Genomic DNA, 16,518 nt, shown 5'->3' with positions numbered 1-16,518 from the left:
GGCTTGCCTATTGCCGATAAAGGTTCAGCACCGTTGCACTGCAACGTTCCCAGCTGGCTCGGCCTATGCCGTCCATCGGGCTCATGCCCCGGAGTCGATAATGAATGCTTCCGTCAAGCGCCTCGAAGAAACTGGTTCCGCTCTACGCGATGCGCTGACGCAGCAGGACTGGGCCGCAATCAGTATGCTGGATCGCGAGTGCCGTAATGCCGTCGACGAGGCGATGCAGGCACATGAGCGCGACAGCGGCGTGGTTCGTCAGCGGTTGCAGGAGCTTCTTGATATGTATGGTGAGCTGGTAATGACCTGCCAGATTGAACAGGCACGGGTCGCAAGCGAGCTGCGTCAGCTGAATCAGTCTCAACAGGGTACCAAGGTCTACCAGCTATTCGCCTAAGCGTGGCCTCAGGCCCGACAGCTTCAAATTCTTCCCAGGATCACTGGGGCTGAATTCTTCCTCAATATTTATCATTACAAAGTATGTGGCATTATGCCGCTACCCTTTTGTTGGCGAGCGGCTAATTGGCGCTTATTGCCTGGTAAATACCTATCTTCGCGGTCATCGTGCACCGAAGTCTTCAAATCGATCTTGAGGCGTCTCTCAAGGTACTGATTTTTGGCTCGTTCTTTGGTCGCTAATTCACGCCATAAATTTGACTCAGTTCATTTTTTCATTAATCTACGTTCCATCTGCCATCAGTGTGATCGCCGTTCTTCCATGGATGCGAGCGCAGGCTTTCTTTCAGCTTCTTTAGAGCCCTATAAACAAGATGTGGCGTGAAACCAAGATTTTGTTGATAGACGATGATCACGACCGCCGGCGCGACCTGGCCGTCATCCTGAACTTTCTCAGCGAGGATCATCTGGCTTGTTCAAGCAGTGAATGGCAGGAGGCGGTCGCCGGCCTCGAATCCAGCCGTGTTGTCAACGGTGTCATGCTGGGCGACGTGTCCTCCAAGGGCGGCGCTGTCGAACTGATCAAGCAGATGGGCAAATGGGATGAAAATGTCCCGCTGATGCTGATCGGTGAGCCCGCTCCGGCGGACTGGCCGGACGATCTGCGACGCCGAGTGCTGACCAGCCTGGAAATGCCACCCAGCTATAACAAGCTGCTCGACTCCCTGCACCGTGCGCAGGTCTATCGCGAGATGTACGACCAGGCAAAGTCCCGTGGTCGCCAGCGCGAGCCCAATCTTTTCCGCAGCCTGGTCGGCACCAGCCGAGCGGTGCAGCACGTCCGGCAGATGATGGAACAGGTCGCCGACACCGAAGCCAGTGTGCTGATTCTTGGTGAGTCCGGCACCGGCAAGGAAGTGGTTGCGCGAAATCTGCACTATCACTCGAAGCGGCGTCAGGGGCCTTTTGTACCTGTCAATTGCGGAGCGATTCCGGCGGAGTTGCTGGAAAGCGAACTGTTTGGTCACGAGAAGGGCGCCTTTACCGGTGCGATTACTGCTCGCGCGGGTCGTTTCGAGCTTGCCGAGGGCGGCACACTGTTTCTCGATGAGATAGGCGACATGCCGTTGCCGATGCAGGTCAAGCTGCTGCGGGTTCTGCAGGAGCGCACCTTCGAGCGTGTTGGCAGCAACCGTACGCAGAATGCCGATGTGCGCATCATCGCGGCGACGCATAAGGACCTTGAGAAAATGATCGAGGAGGGGACCTTCCGCGAGGACCTCTACTATCGTCTGAATGTCTTCCCCATCGAGATGGCGCCGCTACGGGAGCGTGTCGAGGATATTCCGTTGCTGATGAACGAGCTGATCTCGCGCATGGAGCATGAAAAGCGCGGCTCTATACGTTTCAACTCGGCTGCAATCATGTCGCTATGCCGGCACGACTGGCCGGGTAATGTCCGCGAGCTGGCCAACCTGGTAGAGCGCATGGCGATCATGCACCCCTATGGCGTTATCGGGGTAATGGAGCTGCCGAAGAAGTTTCGCCACGTCGACGACGATGATGAGCAGTACGCGACCAGCCTGCATGATGAGATGGAGGAGCGTGCGGCAATCAGTGCGCCAATGGTAGTACCAGAAGCTCAGGCGATGCTGCCGATCGAGGGTCTGGATCTCAAGGAATACCTCGGCAATCTTGAGCAGGGACTTATTCATCAGGCTCTCGAAGATGCTGGTGGCGTGGTGGCTCGGGCTGCCGAGCGGTTGAGGATTCGTCGAACCACGCTTGTCGAGAAAATGCGCAAGTACGGCATGAATCGTCGCGACGACGATATGGGCGACTAGCACGCTGCTAGGCGATTCTAAAAAGACGTTCAAAAAGCCACCTGGATCAGGTGGCTTTTTCGTTTGGCATGGTCGTGCCGATGGCGGCCGCCGGGACGTGCTGAGTGCCGGGCACGAAGATTGCTGGTCCCCGTCAACCGACTTTCTTTTGACAGGCGCAAGCGACCCGTGAATTCCGTCACCAAGCCATCCGAAAGTTCATTCGATGCCCCAGACGTGCTGGCGCTGACTCGATCGCTGGAGCTCTTTCGTCAGGTATCCGGACAGCTTGGTGAATCCGAGGAGCTATTGCAGGTACGCGTCGCCGAGCTCAAGGGGCAACTTGCCGAGGCCGGCGAGCTTCGACGACAGGAGCTGGAGGAGAAAGAGCGTCTCGCGCAACGATTGCAGAGCGTTCTCGACCTGCTGCCAGGTGGCGTCATCGTGATCGATGGGCAGGGTGTGGTGCGCGATGCGAACCCGGTTGCTCTTGAGCTGTTGAGCGAGCCACTCGTGGGGCACCCCTGGCGCGAGGTGATTGGCCGCTGTTTTGCGCCGCGGCGGGACGACGGGCACGAGATATCGCTACGCAATGGTCGCCGCCTATCGATCGCTACGCGCTCGCTTGCCGGGGAACCTGGTCAGCTGGTGCTGCTCACCGACCTTACCGAGACCCGCCGACTCCAGGATCAGCTGGCGCGCCATGAACGGCTGTCGTCGCTAGGGCGCATGGTGGCTTCGCTTGCCCACCAGATTCGCACTCCGCTGTCCACCGCGTTGCTATATGCCAGTCACCTCGAGCAGGGTGGCCTGAGCGAACAGCAACAGCAGCGCTTCGCCGGTAGCCTCAAGGCTCGTCTGCACGAACTGGAGCATCAGGTCCGTGACATGCTGATCTTCGCCCGCGGTGATCTGCCGCTGAACGACCGACTGAGTCCGGCTGCGCTGTTGTCGGCGCTGCGTTCGGCCGGCGAGCCACGTCTGCAGGGCGCCAGTGTGTGCTGGCAGTGTGACGTGCAGGGGGTGGAGGTGTTGTGCAATCGCGATACGTTGGTCGGAGCATTGCTCAATCTCATCGAAAATGCGTTACAGGCCAGCGTCGGGGCGCCGCGTCTGAAGGTCCACCTGTATCGCCGCGACGAAACGGTGCGGGTGTGCATAAGCGACTGCGGTAAAGGCATCGACGCCGAAACACTGGGCCGGTTGGGCGAGCCGTTTTTCACCACCCGGACCACGGGAACCGGCCTGGGTCTGGCAGTGGCCAAGGCCGTTGCCCGAGCCCATCAAGGTGACCTGCAGTTGCGCTCGCGGCCAGGCCGCGGAACCTGTGCGCTGATGAGCCTGCCGCTGATTCCCGCCACTCACAAACCGGAGTGACCTGTATGGCCGCCACGATACTTCTCGTCGAAGACGATCACGCCCTGCGCGAAGCCCTAGGCATCACGCTGCAGCTTGGGGGCTACGATTACCGTGCCGTCGATTGCGCCGAAGCGGCCTTGTGTGCGCTGCAGGAAGAGTCATTCGGCCTGGTCATCAGTGACGTGAACATGCCCGGCATGGACGGCCACGAACTGCTCTCGCTGGTCCGGCAACGCTACCCGCAGGTGCCCGTGCTGCTGATGACCGCCTTTGGCGCGGTAACGAGGGCGGTGGATGCGATGCGCCAGGGCGCTGTCGATTATCTGGTCAAGCCGTTCGAGCCAGGCACATTGCTTGAGCTCTTGGGGCGTCATGTGAACGGCATCGCCGCTACCGAGGCAGAAGGGCCGGTGGCGCTCGAGCCGTCCAGCCAGCAGCTGCTGGCTCTTGCCCGGCGGGTGGCGCAAAGTGACTCCACTGTACTGATCTCCGGTGAGTCAGGCACTGGCAAGGAGGTGCTGGCGCGCTATATCCACCAGCAGTCACCGAGGCACGGCAAGCCATTTATCGCCATCAATTGCGCTGCCATTCCGGACAACATGCTCGAGGCAACCCTGTTCGGGCATGAGAAGGGCGCTTTCACCGGCGCAATTGCCAGTCAGCCTGGCAAGTTCGAGCAGGCCGACGGCGGTACTTTACTGCTCGACGAGATATCCGAGATGCCGTTGGGGTTGCAGGCGAAACTGCTACGTGTGCTGCAGGAGCGAGAGGTCGAGCGGGTCGGTGGGCGGAAGCCTATCGCTCTGGATATTCGTGTGCTCGCCACCACCAACCGTGATCTCGCTGGCGAGGTAGCGGCGGGTCGCTTCCGTGAGGACCTCTATTACCGTCTTTCGGTCTTCCCACTGGCGTGGTCGCCGCTGAGGCAGCGCCCGGCCGATATTCTGCCGCTGGCCGAACGCCTGTTGGTCAGCCACGCCAGGAAGATGCGCCAGGCGCCTGCGCGGCTTTCGGCCGAGGCGCAGCGCTGCCTGGTGGCGCACGCGTGGCCGGGCAACGTGCGCGAACTGGACAACGCGATACAGCGAGCGTTGATTCTTCAGCAGAGCGGCGTGATCCAGCCGCAGGATCTGTGCCTGGCGGGTGTGGGCGGTGTCACCAGCTTGCCTGTCGCCAGCAGCGCGGCACAACCGTGCGAGGGCGCTGCAGGGGAGGCGGGGGCCTGTTCGGGACTGGGGGATGATCTGCGCCGCCGCGAGTTCCAGTTGATCATCGATACCCTGCGTGCCGAACGTGGACGGCGCAAGGAGACGGCTGATCGCCTGGGCATCAGTGCGCGCACCCTGCGTTACAAGCTGGCGCAGATGCGCGACGCCGGGATGGATGTCGAGGCATCGCTCTACGCGGGCTGAGCGCTCAACCTCGCTCTGATAAGCTGCCGCCATCCTCATGATGGAGATTTCCAGGTGCACAAAGACTTCTGGCAGGAGCGCTGGGCTCGCAACGAGATTGGTTTCCACCTTGACGATGTTCATCCCGGCATGCGTCGCCACTGGCCGCGACTGGCGTTGCCTGATGGTGCGACGGTGCTGGTGCCGTTGTGCGGCAAGAGTCTGGATCTGGCCTGGCTGGCCGGGCAAGGGTTCAATGTCGTGGGGGTGGAGCTGAGTGAGAAGGCTGTAGACGCATTTTTTTCCGAGCAGCAGCTCGAAGCTGAAATTTCCCAGCGAGGGCCGTTCAAGGTCTATCGCTCCGATACCCTGGAGATCCGTTGCGGCGACTTCTTCGCGCTCAGTACGGCCGATGTCCTCGGGTGCCAGGCGGTCTATGATCGCGCCGCCTTGATCGCATTGCCGCACGCGATGCGTCAGCGGTACGCGGCACTGATGTCGAGCATCCTCCCGGCCGGCTGTCAGCAGCTTCTGGTTACGCTGGATTATGACCAGGCAGAGATGGAAGGCCCGCCCTTCGCGGTGGGTACGAGTGAGGTGCGCGACCTGTACGCCGCTGAGTGGAGCGTGGAACTGCTGGAAGCCAAGGAAGTGCTGGAGCGTAATCCGCGGATGCGCGAGCGCGGCCTGACGCGGCTCGAGGAGCACTTCCATTGGCTGCAACGGCGGGTCTGAACCGCCGCTTGTAATGCTGCAGCGATCAGCCGTCGGCCTGTAAGCGGCGGATGAACGTGTCGGCTTCGTCGATGGCGCGCTGCATGTCAGCCATCAGCTGGTCGACGTTGCCCTGCAGCGTGCGGTATTCCCCGTGCAAGGCGCTTATCGCGCGAGCATTGAGGTTGTGCTTGAGAAACAGCACCTGATCGCGCAGAACGCTGAGCACCGGGTCGATGCGTTTCTCCGCCGCTTTCATCCGCTGGATCAGCGTTCGGTATTCGGCGCGGGTGCGGTTGAGTTCTTTGGCGCTGGCGGCTTTCAGGCTGGCGTTGCTGTATTGTTTGAGTTCGCTTTCCCATTCCCTGAACAGCGCGTCGGCCACGTCTTCGACCGCTTCGATGCGTGCGCGGACGTCACGCGCACTCGCTACGCTGGCTTCGTACTCTTCGTTGAGTGCGTCGTAACGCTTCTCCAGATCGCCACCCTTGACCTCGACGACGCTGCGATAGCGCTCCAAAGCATCCTTGAACTGCTGTTTGGCTTCCTGCTGCGCGTCACGCGACTCCTCCACACGATCGACCAGGATATCGCGCTTATGGATACCGGCCTTCTCCATCGCTGAATAGTAGGCACTCTGACAGCCGCCGAGCGCGAGCAGCGCGAAGCAGGCGAATATGAAACGACGCATGGCGATTCCTTGTATGCGGGTTGAGTCTGCATAGACAAAAGAAAAGGGCGACTTGCGTCGCCCCTGTTGCGTTCAGTGCAATTAGCCGCGCTGGCGCAGGGCTTCGATGCGGTCTTCCAGCGGCGGGTGGGTCATGAACAGCCCGGCAAGGCCATGCTTCAGCGAACCGTTGATGCCGAATGCCTTGAGCGTGTCGGGCATGTGAACCGGCATGCCCTGTTCGGCACGCAGGCGCTGCAGGGCGCCAATCATGGCACTGGTGCCGGCCAGTTGGGCACCGGCCTCGTCGGCACGGTACTCGCGTTTGCGCGAGAACCACATGACGATAATGCTGGCGAGCAGACCCAGTACCAGTTCGGCAAAGATCGTCGCGACGAAGTAGCCGATGCCGTGGCCGTCCTCGTTTTTCAGGATCGCCTTGTCGACGAAGTTGCCGAAGATACGTGCGAAAAACATGACGAAGGTGTTTACCACACCCTGGATCAGCGCCAGTGTCACCATGTCGCCATTGGCCACGTGGCCGATCTCGTGGGCAAGCACCGCTTTCACCTCATCCGGCGAGAAGCGCTCGAGCAGCCCCTGGCTGACCGCCACCAGTGCGTCGTTGCGGTTCCAGCCGGTGGCAAAGGCGTTGGCCTCGTAGGCCGGGAAAATGCCGACTTCGGGCATCTTGATGCCGGCGTCGCGCGACAGTTGCTCGACTGTCTGCAGCAGCCACTGCTCGTGACGGGTGCGCGGCTGGCTGATGATCTCCGTACGCGTACTCATCTTCGCCATCCATTTGGAGATGAACAGCGAAATGAGCGAGCCCGCGAAGCCGAAAACCGCACAGAAGACCAGCAGGCTGCCGTAGTTCTGGCCGGTATAGCGATCGACCCCGAGCAGCTTCAGGGTGATGCTGGCGATGACCAGTACCGCAAGGTTGGTGGCCAGGAACAAGAAAATGCGCATCATGTTGCGGCAGACTCCAGGGTAGGAATTGAAGAACGATAGGCTATATAAGGTGCGCCCTTGAGCTATTCAACCGGGCGACTATTTCAAGCTATGTCGCTTGCCCATGGAGGCTGGGATGCAGTGGCGCGCCGGACTGGCTTTCGAACATCAATCGGGCTAGCTGAGCGATGCGCTCGCTGTTCGCGCGCTTCAATGCCTCGCGAAGCTGATGGGCGAGGCTGGCCTGAATGCGCAGCACGCTGGGAGGGAGGCTGAGGTCGTCGGCGATCTGTCCAGGCACCGCTCGTGACAGGCGCACGAAGCCTTTTTCGGTAAGCACCGCCTGGTCCAGCGCCTGGAAATGAATGGTGCTCTCGTAACGCAGATAGCCCTCCTCGGCGAGCCAGAGCAGGGCACCCAGGCAGCTCTGGTGGCGTTTGGAGGGAAGGCCGAACTCATCCGGCTCTTCCCGGCCGATCAGATCTTCTACATACAGCGAGACCTTGCATGGGAAGGCCTGATAGAGCATCAGCAGGCCGCCCGCCGCATCCTTGTAGAAATCGTCGATCTGCAAATCCATCGCTTACTGGTGGTAGGTCTTGAGGAAGTTGCCGATGCGGCCAATGGCCTGCTCCAGATCGTCGACGCGGGGCAGGGTGACCACGCGGAAATGATCCGGCCATGGCCAGTTGAATGCAGTGCCTTGAACGATCAGCAGCTTCTCGGAAAGCAGCAGATCAAGCACGAACTTCTCGTCGTTGTGGATCGGGCAGATCTTCGGGTCAATGCGCGGGAACGCATACAGCGCGCCCATGGGTTTGACGCAGCTGATGCCCGGGATGTCGTTGAGCAACTCCCAGGTACGGTTACGCTGCTCGAGCAGGCGGCCCGGCGGTAATACCAAGTCATTGATGCTCTGGTAGCCGCCCAGTGCAGTCTGAATCGCATGCTGCGACGGTACGTTGGCGCACAGGCGCATGTTGGCGAGGATATCCAAGCCTTCGATGTAGCTCTGCGCCTTGTGCTTAGGCCCGGAAATCGCCACCCAGCCCGAACGGAAGCCGGCAACCCGGTAGGATTTGGACAGCCCGTTGAAGGTCAGGCAGAGCACGTCCGGCGCCAGCGAGGCGGTGGAGATGTGTACGGCGTCGTCGTAGAGGATCTTGTCGTAGATTTCGTCGGAGAACAGAACGAGCTTGTGCTGGCGCGCCAGCTCGACCATGCCTTCGAGCACTTCCTTGGGGTAGACCGCGCCGGTGGGGTTGTTCGGGTTGATCAGCACCAACGCCTTGGTGTTAGACGTGATCTTGGCCTTGATATCGGCCAGGTCCGGCCACCAGTTGGCCTGCTCGTCGCAAAGGTAGTGCACCGGCTTGCCGCCGGCCAGGCTCACCGCAGCGGTCCACAGCGGGTAATCCGGGGCAGGGATCAGCACTTCATCGCCATTGTTCAGCAATGCCTGCATGGACATGACGATCAGCTCGGACACACCGTTGCCGAGGTAGATGTCTTCGATGCCGACGCCTTCAACCTGCTTCTGCTGGTAGTACTGCATGATCGCCTTGCGGGCGCTGAACAGGCCTTTGGAGTCGCTGTAGCCCTGGGCCGTGGGCAGGTTGCGGATCACGTCTTGGAGGATTTCCTCCGGTGCTTCGAAACCGAACGGCGCCGGGTTGCCGATGTTCAGCTTGAGGATGCGATGGCCTTCCTCTTCCAGGCGTTTGGCGTGCTTGAGCACGGGCCCGCGGATGTCGTAACAGACATTGGCAAGCTTGTTCGATTTGCTGACCTGCATGATCCTGAGTGTCCCGAAGTGAAAACGCGCCAGTTCCGGAAATGGCTGGCCGCGCTTGGCATGAACCCGGGCGCCTTGGCAGTCGGAAACCCCGCTGCCAGACTAGGCGTCGAAGAGGGACGCATGATACGTGCGCCCCGACCACCGGAAAAGGTACAGATCGGCCTTTTTTGAGCTGAGGAGTGTATCGATGGACAAGCTGGAAAAACCGCTCGACGTCTGGCGCGAGGAACTCTCCGATGAGCAGTTCCAGATCTGCCGGCTGGGCGCCACCGAGCGTCCCTTCACGGGTAAGTACAACGACACGAAGACACCTGGCATCTACCATTGCGCCTGCTGCGACACGCCACTGTTCGATGCGGATGCTAAGTTCGATTCCGGCTGTGGCTGGCCCAGCTATTTCCAGCCGGTCAGTGATACCGCTATCGCCAGCCTGGATGATTTCAGTCACGGTATGCACCGGATCGAGGTCAGGTGCGCACGCTGCGATGCACACCTCGGTCATGTTTTTCCCGATGGCCCGCAGCCGACCGGGTTGCGCTACTGCATCAATTCCGCCTCTCTCAACCTGAAACCGCGCGAAGCCTGAGCATCGTCGGTTGCAAGGAGCCTCGCATGCACGACCCATTGCTGGACATTCCCTGCGTCACCATCGAGGGCGAGCAGAAGAGGCTCGCGGATTTCGATGCCAAGGTGCTGCTGGTGGTCAATACGGCCAGCCAGTGTGGTTTTACCCCGCAATACAAGGGGTTGGAAGCGTTGTGGCAGCGTTACGGCGAGCGCGGATTGATCGTGCTCGGATTTCCCTGTAACCAGTTCGGCAAGCAGGAGCCAGACGGCGAGCAGGAAATCGCAGCATTCTGCGAACGCCGCTTCGGCGTTTCCTTTCCCCTGTTTGCCAAAGTCGAGGTGAACGGTGGGGATGCTCATCCGCTCTTCATTGAATTGAAAAAGCGCGCACCTGGGCTGCTGGGTAGCAAGGCGATCAAGTGGAATTTCACCAAGTTTCTCATCTCTGACCAGGGTAGGGCGGTGAGGCGTTTTTCCTCTCGCACCACGCCGGAGGCAATGGCCACGGAAATCGAGACATTGCTTTGACTGCTGCTTAAGTGAGGTTGCGTTTCGCCTGCCTGATTGCCTGTTGTCGGGTCCGGTTCAGCCGGGCCTTTTCGTCTCTGGAGTCATCATGGATGTCGAGTTGAAAGCCTTCCTGCAGCGTGCCGAGGGACTGCTGGCGCGTATCGAGCCGCTGCTACCTGCCCAGCCAGCGGTCATCGATTGGGATCGTACCTTTGCGGCGCGCTGGCAGCGTGATGCTCGCAGCGGCTTTCTGGCACCGCTGGAAGTCAGCTTGGATCTGAGTCTGGCTGATCTGATCGGCATTGATCGCCAGCGCGATCTGCTGTCCGCCAACACGCGCCAGTTCGTCGATGGATTGCCGGCCAACCACGTGCTGTTGTGGGGCGCCCGTGGCACCGGCAAGTCGTCGTTGATTCGCGCGTTGCTGGCCGAATACGCCGCGGATGGGCTGCGTCTGATCGAAATCGAGCGTGACCATCTGGCGGACCTGCCACGCGTTGTCGAACTGTTGGCCGGGTTACGACAGGCATTCGTCCTGTTCTGTGACGACCTCTCGTTCGAGGCGGGAGAGGGCGACTATCGCGTGCTCAAGAGTGTGCTGGATGGATCGCTGGAGCGTGCGCCGGAGAACGTGCTGTTGTACGCCACGTCCAATCGCCGGCACCTGGTCCCGGAACGTCAGAGTGACAACGAGAACTGGCAGATGGTCGACGGCGAACTGCACCCGAACGAAGCGGTGGAAGACAAGATCGCGTTGTCCGACCGCTTCGGTTTGTGGCTGTCGTTCTACCCCTTTACCCAGCAGCACTACCTCAGTGTGGTACGCCACTGGATCGATTCGTTGGCGCGGCGGGCCAGCCTCGATTGGGAGTGGAGCGAAGCCCTGGAGAAGGATGCGATTCGTTGGGCAACCGGGCGCGGCAACCGCAACGGTCGCTGCGCCTACCAGTACGCTCGGCAGTGGGTGGGAAAGCGTCTGCTCGAAGCGCGAGGCTGAACGTATCTGCTGAGATAACGCGTCAAGGCGGCCTGCTGCGTGACCTCACCGTGGGCGTGATCGGAACTCAGGCGGTAGCGGCCTTGCCCATTTCCTTGAGCTTGGCGTTCATGCGCTGCTCGTCCGGCAGGATGCCCGCGACCGATGGCAATGCCAGCATGCGTGCATGATGTGCTGCGAGGTCGGGCCAGCGCTGCGCGTCGAGCTGTTCGCCACCGTGCGCCATGTTGATCAGTTGGCAGGCGACTGCGATGTCTGCCATCGACAGTTGGTTGCCGGCAAAGAATTCCTGCTGACCGAGTTGCTGCTCTAGGTAATCGAAGTGCGGAGGCAATTTCTGCTGCAGCGCGGCCTGCACTGCCTCTTCATTGCAGGCTTGACCGGCGGTCGGCTTGAGAATTCGGTTGCGGAAAACAGTAAAGGTGGTCAGTGGCGCCAGCTCGTAGTCCGCGTACTTTTCCAGCCAGCGGACCCGCCCGCGTTCCTGCGCGTTACCAGCGTAAAGGGCCGGCGTATCGGGATAGGCCTCCTCGAGGTACTGGCAGATCACGCTGGAGTCGGCGAGTGTGCAGTCGCCGTCCTTGAGCGCCGGGATGCGTCCCAACGGATTGATGGCCAGGTACCATTGCGGAGGCGTGAAGGGCATGACCGTCTCTAGCTGATACTCGAGCCCCTTTTGCCTGAGGCACAGGCGCACCTTGCGCACGAACGGGGAGAGGGGAACGCCATACACGGTCAAGGTCATGGGATTTCTCCGTAGCAGATCAGGGCTGATGAGCGATCAATAGACGTTGTTTTTCTTCCAGAGATCTTCGTCATCGAACGCCTTCATGCCTTCGGCGAGCTCGTTGGGCTCGTCTGTCTTGGGCACCTCGTTCTTCAACACCAAAGCGTCGGCATGTGCGAGGAGGGCTTCCAGCTGTTTGAGCTGGCTCTGATAAGGCGCCGGTGCAGGCTGGCGGCGAATATGCTGAATGCCTCGTTCGAAGGCCAGGCGTGCGCGTTGCGGCTGGTTCTGTTGCAGCGCAAGTTTGCCCAAGCCGGTGAAGAATTCGATGTGCAGGATAGCCAGCATGCGTTGGATGTCCTGCACCCAGCGTTTGGCTTCGGCCTGATCGATCAGGCCGTCCTTGGTGGCGCGAACGATCTGGGCGTGGAGGTCCTCGAGCATGAAGCGGCTTTCCTTGGCCTGTGCTTCCGTCACGATCTGCCGCGGAGCATTGCGCATCTCGATCGCTTCGCCCTTGGCCAGCTCGGCCTGCAGCGCCTGCATTCGCGCGCTCAGTTTGTCATTGCCCTTGTCCACCGGCCGCAGGCGTTCGCTCAGCGCAAGTTCGAGGCGGGTCAGCAATAGCTTCAGCGCGGGTGTCATCATCTGTCCCGGGAGTCCGTCGGACAGCTCCGCGCAGCGGCGGCAGCGGTCAGTGAGGTCAGCCCGTTTACGGGCCTTTTCCAGATTGCCTTTTTCGACGATCTGAATGGTGTAGACGATGCCGACCAGCAGGAACACACCGACCAGGATCAACGCAGTGATCATTAATGGAGACACTTGACTGCACCTCTCGAGCCGCTGGTTTTTCGCTTGAGTGTAGTGGCTTGATGATGTGGCCGATAGCTCTGCGTGCTGCCCGGATATGGCCTTCAAATTTTTTTTAAAACTATGCTTGACGACTCCCGAGGGCCTCCATAGAATGCGCGCCACTTGCAGCGTGAAGCACCAAACAGAGCGCTGCAAGCCGGAATGAAGCTTGTGGTTTCCGGGCAACGTCCCCTTCGTCTAGTGGCCTAGGACACCGCCCTTTCACGGCGGTAACAGGGGTTCGAGTCCCCTAGGGGACGCCATATTTGTTGTAGACAACGCGGGAATAGCTCAGTTGGTAGAGCACGACCTTGCCAAGGTCGGGGTCGCGAGTTCGAGTCTCGTTTCCCGCTCCAAATTCTCTTCGGCGACCTTTTCAAGGTGATCGAAGAAAGAAAAAAGCGACCTCAGGGTCGCTTTTTTCGTTTCAGTCGATCCCTTTCAGATCTCAGCTCTTGCTGATCTTTATGCCCAGCGCCTGCGTGGCTTGCCATGCGCTGGCGCCGTCCGCTACCTCAGGCCAGCCTACTGCATCGCGCGGCGGGCTGCCGGAGGAGGCTCAAGGTGGTGGGCGTCCCCTCAGGTGTATTTGGTGAAGATGCTGCGCACCCGTTCCAGGGTCTCGCCTGTATCTTGCGTCTGGTCGTGCAGCGCCTCTTCGATCAGGCAGGTCAGCATCAGCCGGTAGGCTTTGTCCAGCGCGCTACGAGCAGCGGAAAACTGTTGAGCGATGGCTTCGCAATCTTCGCCTCGCTTGATCATTGCCTGGATGCCGCGCACCTGCCCCTCGACTCTCGCTAAACGTTTCAGCATGGCCTGCTGCTGGGCCTGCATCTCTGCGGATTTCACGGGGAGGGTCTGGTCATTCATGCGGCTACCTCGACATGACTGGATGGAGAGCCTGCGAAGATTCCGATTAGGGTCGCGGCTCATATACGGGTAGGGGCATGCTAGCGATGCCGCCGCTGGCGGCCAACTTCTTTCGGTCAGGGCTTGCCAAACAATATATAAAAAAATATATTGTCATCATCTTAAATGTTTGATCGCTGACCTATGACTGCCGATCTGGATATCGAGCAACTGCGCGCCAATGCGGCGTCCGCGGGGGCTTTGCTGAAGGCTTTGGCCAACCCTGACCGCCTTTTGCTGCTTTGCCAGCTGTCGCTGGGCGAGCGCAACGTTTCCGAGCTGGAACAGCTGCTGGGCATTCAGCAGCCGACGCTGTCGCAGCAGCTCGCCGTATTGCGCCGGGAGGGGCTTGTTGCAACGCGCCGCGAAGGTAAGCAGGTCTACTACCGGATCAGCAGCGCTGAAGCATTGGCGGTGATCACGACGCTTTATCAGCTGTTCTGTGAAGGGGGCAAGCAATGACCATCGACTGGATCAACTTCACACCTTGGGCGGCGTTGGCTGGTGGTGTCCTCATCGGTGCCGCGGCCAGCTTGTTCGTCCTGCTCAATGGCCGAATCGCCGGGATCAGCGGGCTGCTTGCCAGCCTGTTGGAAACGGGGGGCGAGGGGCGAAGCGAAAAACTGTTGTTTCTGCTCGGCATCCTGCTCGCGCCGCTCCTGTGGATGCTGTTTGCCACCCTGCCAGCGATGGAGTTTCAGTCCGGCTGGATCGGTTTGCTGGTGGCCGGGATGTTGGTCGGCGTCGGTACTCGCTACGGCTCCGGTTGCACCAGTGGGCATGGGGTCTGCGGGATCTCGCGACTGTCACCGCGCTCCATCGTGGCGACCGTGGCATTCATGGTCGCCGGCTTCGCCACGGTCTATGTACTACGTCATCTGTTGGGAGGCTGAGCATGCGCAAGTTGACTTCATTTGCTGCTGGTCTGCTATTCGGGCTGGGGCTGCTGCTTTCCGGAATGGCCAACCCGGCCAAGGTCATCGGTTTCCTTGATCTGGCGGGCGCCTGGGATCCCTCGTTGGCGCTGGTGATGGTCGGTGCCATCGCTACGGCGCTGGTGCCTTTCACCTGGGCGAGGAAACACGAGCGCTCTTTGCTCGATGCGCCGATGCAGCTGCCAACCAAGCGCGAGCTGGATGGCAGGCTGATCGGTGGCAGTCTGCTGTTCGGTGTGGGCTGGGGAATCGCTGGCATCTGTCCGGGCCCGGCCATCGCCATGCTGCTCGGCGGGCACTGGCAGGTCGTGCTTTTCGTTCTCGCCATGCTTGGCGGAATGCTGTTGTTCTCCGCGCTGGAACGCCGGCGCGCTTGCTGACCGGGAGGTCTTTATGAAAGTCAACGTTGGAACCATTGATCGGGCACTGCGCATCGTTGTCGGCTTGGTGCTTATCGGTCTGAGCCTGGGCGGCGTGATCGGTGCCTGGGGCTGGATCGGTCTGTTGCCGCTGGCGACTGGCATCTTCCGTTTCTGCCCAGCCTATACGCTGCTCGGTATCAAGACTTGCAAGGCGTGCGATTCCAAGTCCTGAGAGTCTGCGAAGCTCCACAGCAAAAAGGCCGACATCGATGTCGGCCTTTTTTTGTTTCACGATGACTCCAGCTCGGCATTTCGCTGGACTACGCCCAAGCCCGCTACAGCAGGTTTATCAAGGACTTAGGTGCGTCCATCATATGCCGGTGCTTTCCGAAACTTGACCCGGCTTCCGGTCGCGTGGCTCCCATGTGGCTCTTGGAAACCGAGGTTTCCGAGGAGTCATCATGGCAAGAATCAAGCTCACCAAGACCGCCGTGGAATCGGCGCAACCCCAGGCGCAGGCCGTCGAACTGCGGGATACCGTGGTGCCTGGCTTCCTATGCAAGATTACCCCAGCAGGCCGCCGGGTGTTCATGCTTCAGTACCGCACGAACGCTGGCGAGCGCCGCAAGCCTGCCTTGGGCCAGTTTGGCGAGCTGACCGTCGAACAGGCCCGCTTCATGGCGCAGGAGTGGCTGGCCGAGGTGCGCCGGGGCGGCGACCCGAGCGCAGCCAAGAACGCCGCCCGCAAGGCGCCCACCATGAAGGAGTATTGCACCACCTTCATGGAGGACTACTCCAAGCAGCGCAACAAGGCCAGCACGCAGCGCGGCTACCAGGGCGTTATTGACCGCTGCATCGTCCCCATCATGGGGCGTATGAAGGTACAGGACGTTAGGCGCCCCGACGTGGCTGCGCTGATGAAGAAACTGGCCCACAAGCCGGCCGAGGCCAACCGCACTTTCGGCGTGCTGCGCAAGATGTTCAACATGGCCGAGGTGTGGGGACTGCGTCCTGACGGCATGAACCCGTGCCGCCACGTCCCGATGTACCCGCCGGGCAAGGAAACCCGCCTCATCGTGGATGATGAACTGGTGCGCATCTTCCGCCACCTTGAGCATCTGGAGGCGGAAGGACTGGAGAACTACGTCATTCCGTTGGCGATCCGGTTGCAATTCGAGTTTGCCGCCCGCCGTTCCGAAATCTGCCCGCTCGAATGGGACTGGGTTGATCTGGAGAAGCGCCGCGTCGTCTGGCCCGACAGCAAGACCGGCGGTATCTCCAAGCCCATGAGCGAGGAAGCCTATCGGCTGCTTTCGACGGTGCCGCGCCTGGAAGGCTGCCCCTATGTCCTGCCGTCCCCCAACGACCCGGCCAAACACATGACCCACGGCGAACACTATGGCGGCTGGAAGCGCGTGCTTAAGGCCGCTGGTGTGCCGCACGTCGGCACGCACGGCATCCGCCACCGCGCAACGACCGACATTGCCAATTCGGGCGTACCGACCAAGGTGGGCATGAAGCTGACGGGCCACAAGACCGTGGCGATGTTCATGC

At 60.6% G+C, this 16,518-nt stretch carries 20 protein-coding genes and 2 tRNA genes; 15 read left to right on the top strand and 7 right to left on the bottom strand.

The window, feature by feature from the left end; genetic code table 11:
* Positions 1 to 100 precede the first annotated feature (100 nt).
* From fliT to LO50_RS22415, 5 genes are all read left to right on the top strand, one after another.
* Positions 101 to 397 carry a flagellar protein FliT gene (fliT, locus tag LO50_RS22435; protein WP_044316419.1) on the top strand — a complete coding sequence of 99 codons (297 nt, stop codon included), beginning with the start codon at positions 101 to 103 and terminating at the stop codon, positions 395 to 397.
* Positions 398 to 770: 373 nt separating this feature from the next.
* Positions 771 to 2,240, top strand: coding sequence for a sigma-54 dependent transcriptional regulator (locus LO50_RS22430; protein ID WP_042926965.1), 1,470 nt, complete (start codon positions 771 to 773; stop codon positions 2,238 to 2,240).
* A gap of 168 nt (positions 2,241 to 2,408) precedes the next feature.
* Positions 2,409 to 3,596, top strand: coding sequence for a sensor histidine kinase (locus LO50_RS22425; protein WP_044316418.1), 1,188 nt, complete (start codon positions 2,409 to 2,411; stop codon positions 3,594 to 3,596).
* A gap of 5 nt (positions 3,597 to 3,601) precedes the next feature.
* On the top strand, positions 3,602 to 4,990 hold the full coding sequence (locus LO50_RS22420) for a sigma-54-dependent transcriptional regulator (RefSeq protein WP_044316417.1): 1,389 nt from the start codon (positions 3,602 to 3,604) through the stop codon (positions 4,988 to 4,990).
* A 54-nt stretch (positions 4,991 to 5,044) separates the two neighbouring features.
* Positions 5,045 to 5,704, top strand: a complete 660-nt coding sequence (locus LO50_RS22415; RefSeq protein ID WP_044316416.1) for a thiopurine S-methyltransferase — start codon at positions 5,045 to 5,047, stop codon at positions 5,702 to 5,704.
* A gap of 25 nt (positions 5,705 to 5,729) precedes the next feature.
* Here the strand turns inward: LO50_RS22415 and LO50_RS22410 are convergent, their stop codons facing one another.
* From LO50_RS22410 to LO50_RS22395, 4 genes are all read right to left on the bottom strand, one after another.
* Positions 5,730 to 6,374: a DUF2959 domain-containing protein gene (locus tag LO50_RS22410; protein ID WP_041014433.1), complete on the bottom strand. Its 645-nt coding sequence runs from the start codon at positions 6,372 to 6,374 to the stop codon at positions 5,730 to 5,732.
* Between the two features lie 81 nt (positions 6,375 to 6,455).
* On the bottom strand, positions 6,456 to 7,328 hold the full coding sequence (gene htpX, locus LO50_RS22405) for a protease HtpX (RefSeq protein ID WP_003299548.1): 873 nt from the start codon (positions 7,326 to 7,328) through the stop codon (positions 6,456 to 6,458).
* A gap of 88 nt (positions 7,329 to 7,416) precedes the next feature.
* Positions 7,417 to 7,887: a hypothetical protein gene (locus LO50_RS22400; protein ID WP_044316415.1), complete on the bottom strand. Its 471-nt coding sequence runs from the start codon at positions 7,885 to 7,887 to the stop codon at positions 7,417 to 7,419.
* A gap of 3 nt (positions 7,888 to 7,890) precedes the next feature.
* Positions 7,891 to 9,102 (bottom strand): pyridoxal phosphate-dependent aminotransferase, encoded by a 1,212-nt coding sequence (locus LO50_RS22395; protein WP_041014431.1) that lies wholly within the window; start codon positions 9,100 to 9,102, stop codon positions 7,891 to 7,893.
* 190 nt (positions 9,103 to 9,292) lie between these two features.
* Between LO50_RS22395 and msrB the strand changes: the two genes are divergently transcribed.
* From msrB to LO50_RS22380, 3 genes are all read left to right on the top strand, one after another.
* Positions 9,293 to 9,691 carry a peptide-methionine (R)-S-oxide reductase MsrB gene (gene msrB, locus LO50_RS22390; RefSeq protein WP_003299543.1) on the top strand — a complete coding sequence of 133 codons (399 nt, stop codon included), beginning with the start codon at positions 9,293 to 9,295 and terminating at the stop codon, positions 9,689 to 9,691.
* 26 nt (positions 9,692 to 9,717) lie between these two features.
* Positions 9,718 to 10,200 (top strand): glutathione peroxidase, encoded by a 483-nt coding sequence (locus tag LO50_RS22385; protein ID WP_044316414.1) that lies wholly within the window; start codon positions 9,718 to 9,720, stop codon positions 10,198 to 10,200.
* A gap of 88 nt (positions 10,201 to 10,288) precedes the next feature.
* Positions 10,289 to 11,179: an ATP-binding protein gene (locus tag LO50_RS22380; protein ID WP_044316413.1), complete on the top strand. Its 891-nt coding sequence runs from the start codon at positions 10,289 to 10,291 to the stop codon at positions 11,177 to 11,179.
* Between the two features lie 67 nt (positions 11,180 to 11,246).
* Here LO50_RS22380 and LO50_RS22375 read toward each other — a convergent pair whose 3' ends face one another.
* On the bottom strand, positions 11,247 to 11,924 hold the full coding sequence (locus LO50_RS22375; protein ID WP_044316412.1) for a glutathione S-transferase family protein: 678 nt from the start codon (positions 11,922 to 11,924) through the stop codon (positions 11,247 to 11,249).
* 36 nt (positions 11,925 to 11,960) lie between these two features.
* Positions 11,961 to 12,716 carry a hypothetical protein gene (locus LO50_RS22370; protein ID WP_044316411.1) on the bottom strand — a complete coding sequence of 252 codons (756 nt, stop codon included), beginning with the start codon at positions 12,714 to 12,716 and terminating at the stop codon, positions 11,961 to 11,963.
* A gap of 229 nt (positions 12,717 to 12,945) precedes the next feature.
* Here LO50_RS22370 and LO50_RS22365 point away from each other — a divergent pair.
* Positions 12,946 to 13,021 (top strand) — tRNA-Glu (locus LO50_RS22365).
* Positions 13,022 to 13,038: 17 nt separating this feature from the next.
* Positions 13,039 to 13,114, top strand: a tRNA-Gly gene (locus LO50_RS22360).
* A 223-nt stretch (positions 13,115 to 13,337) separates the two neighbouring features.
* On the opposite strand, the gene LO50_RS22355 is transcribed toward LO50_RS22360, so the two are convergent.
* Positions 13,338 to 13,628: a metal-sensing transcriptional repressor gene (locus LO50_RS22355; protein ID WP_023445002.1), complete on the bottom strand. Its 291-nt coding sequence runs from the start codon at positions 13,626 to 13,628 to the stop codon at positions 13,338 to 13,340.
* A 183-nt stretch (positions 13,629 to 13,811) separates the two neighbouring features.
* Here LO50_RS22355 and LO50_RS22350 point away from each other — a divergent pair, with 183 nt between their 5' ends.
* From LO50_RS22350 to LO50_RS22330, 5 genes are all read left to right on the top strand, one after another.
* The gene (locus LO50_RS22350; RefSeq protein ID WP_003299535.1) at positions 13,812 to 14,129 is read left to right on the top strand and encodes an ArsR/SmtB family transcription factor; all 318 of its coding nucleotides are present in this window, start codon (positions 13,812 to 13,814) and stop codon (positions 14,127 to 14,129) included.
* On the top strand, positions 14,126 to 14,560 hold the full coding sequence (locus LO50_RS22345; protein ID WP_042926953.1) for a YeeE/YedE family protein: 435 nt from the start codon (positions 14,126 to 14,128) through the stop codon (positions 14,558 to 14,560). The genes LO50_RS22350 and LO50_RS22345 overlap by 4 nt, the downstream gene beginning before the upstream one ends.
* Positions 14,561 to 14,562: 2 nt before the next feature.
* Entirely contained in the window at positions 14,563 to 14,982 is a 420-nt protein-coding gene (locus LO50_RS22340) for a YeeE/YedE family protein (RefSeq protein WP_014820815.1), read from the top strand.
* A gap of 13 nt (positions 14,983 to 14,995) precedes the next feature.
* Complete coding sequence (locus LO50_RS22335) at positions 14,996 to 15,196, top strand: YgaP family membrane protein (RefSeq protein WP_003299529.1); 201 nt, start codon at positions 14,996 to 14,998, stop codon at positions 15,194 to 15,196.
* A 229-nt stretch (positions 15,197 to 15,425) separates the two neighbouring features.
* Positions 15,426 to 16,518 (top strand): tyrosine-type recombinase/integrase (locus LO50_RS22330; protein WP_044316410.1); only part of this gene is annotated, 1,093 nt, incomplete at its 3' end.

It is taken from the genome of Stutzerimonas stutzeri (genome assembly GCF_000935215.1).
In the GTDB taxonomy this organism is placed as follows: domain Bacteria; phylum Pseudomonadota; class Gammaproteobacteria; order Pseudomonadales; family Pseudomonadaceae; genus Stutzerimonas.
This window is presented reverse-complemented; position numbering and strand designations above follow the sequence as displayed.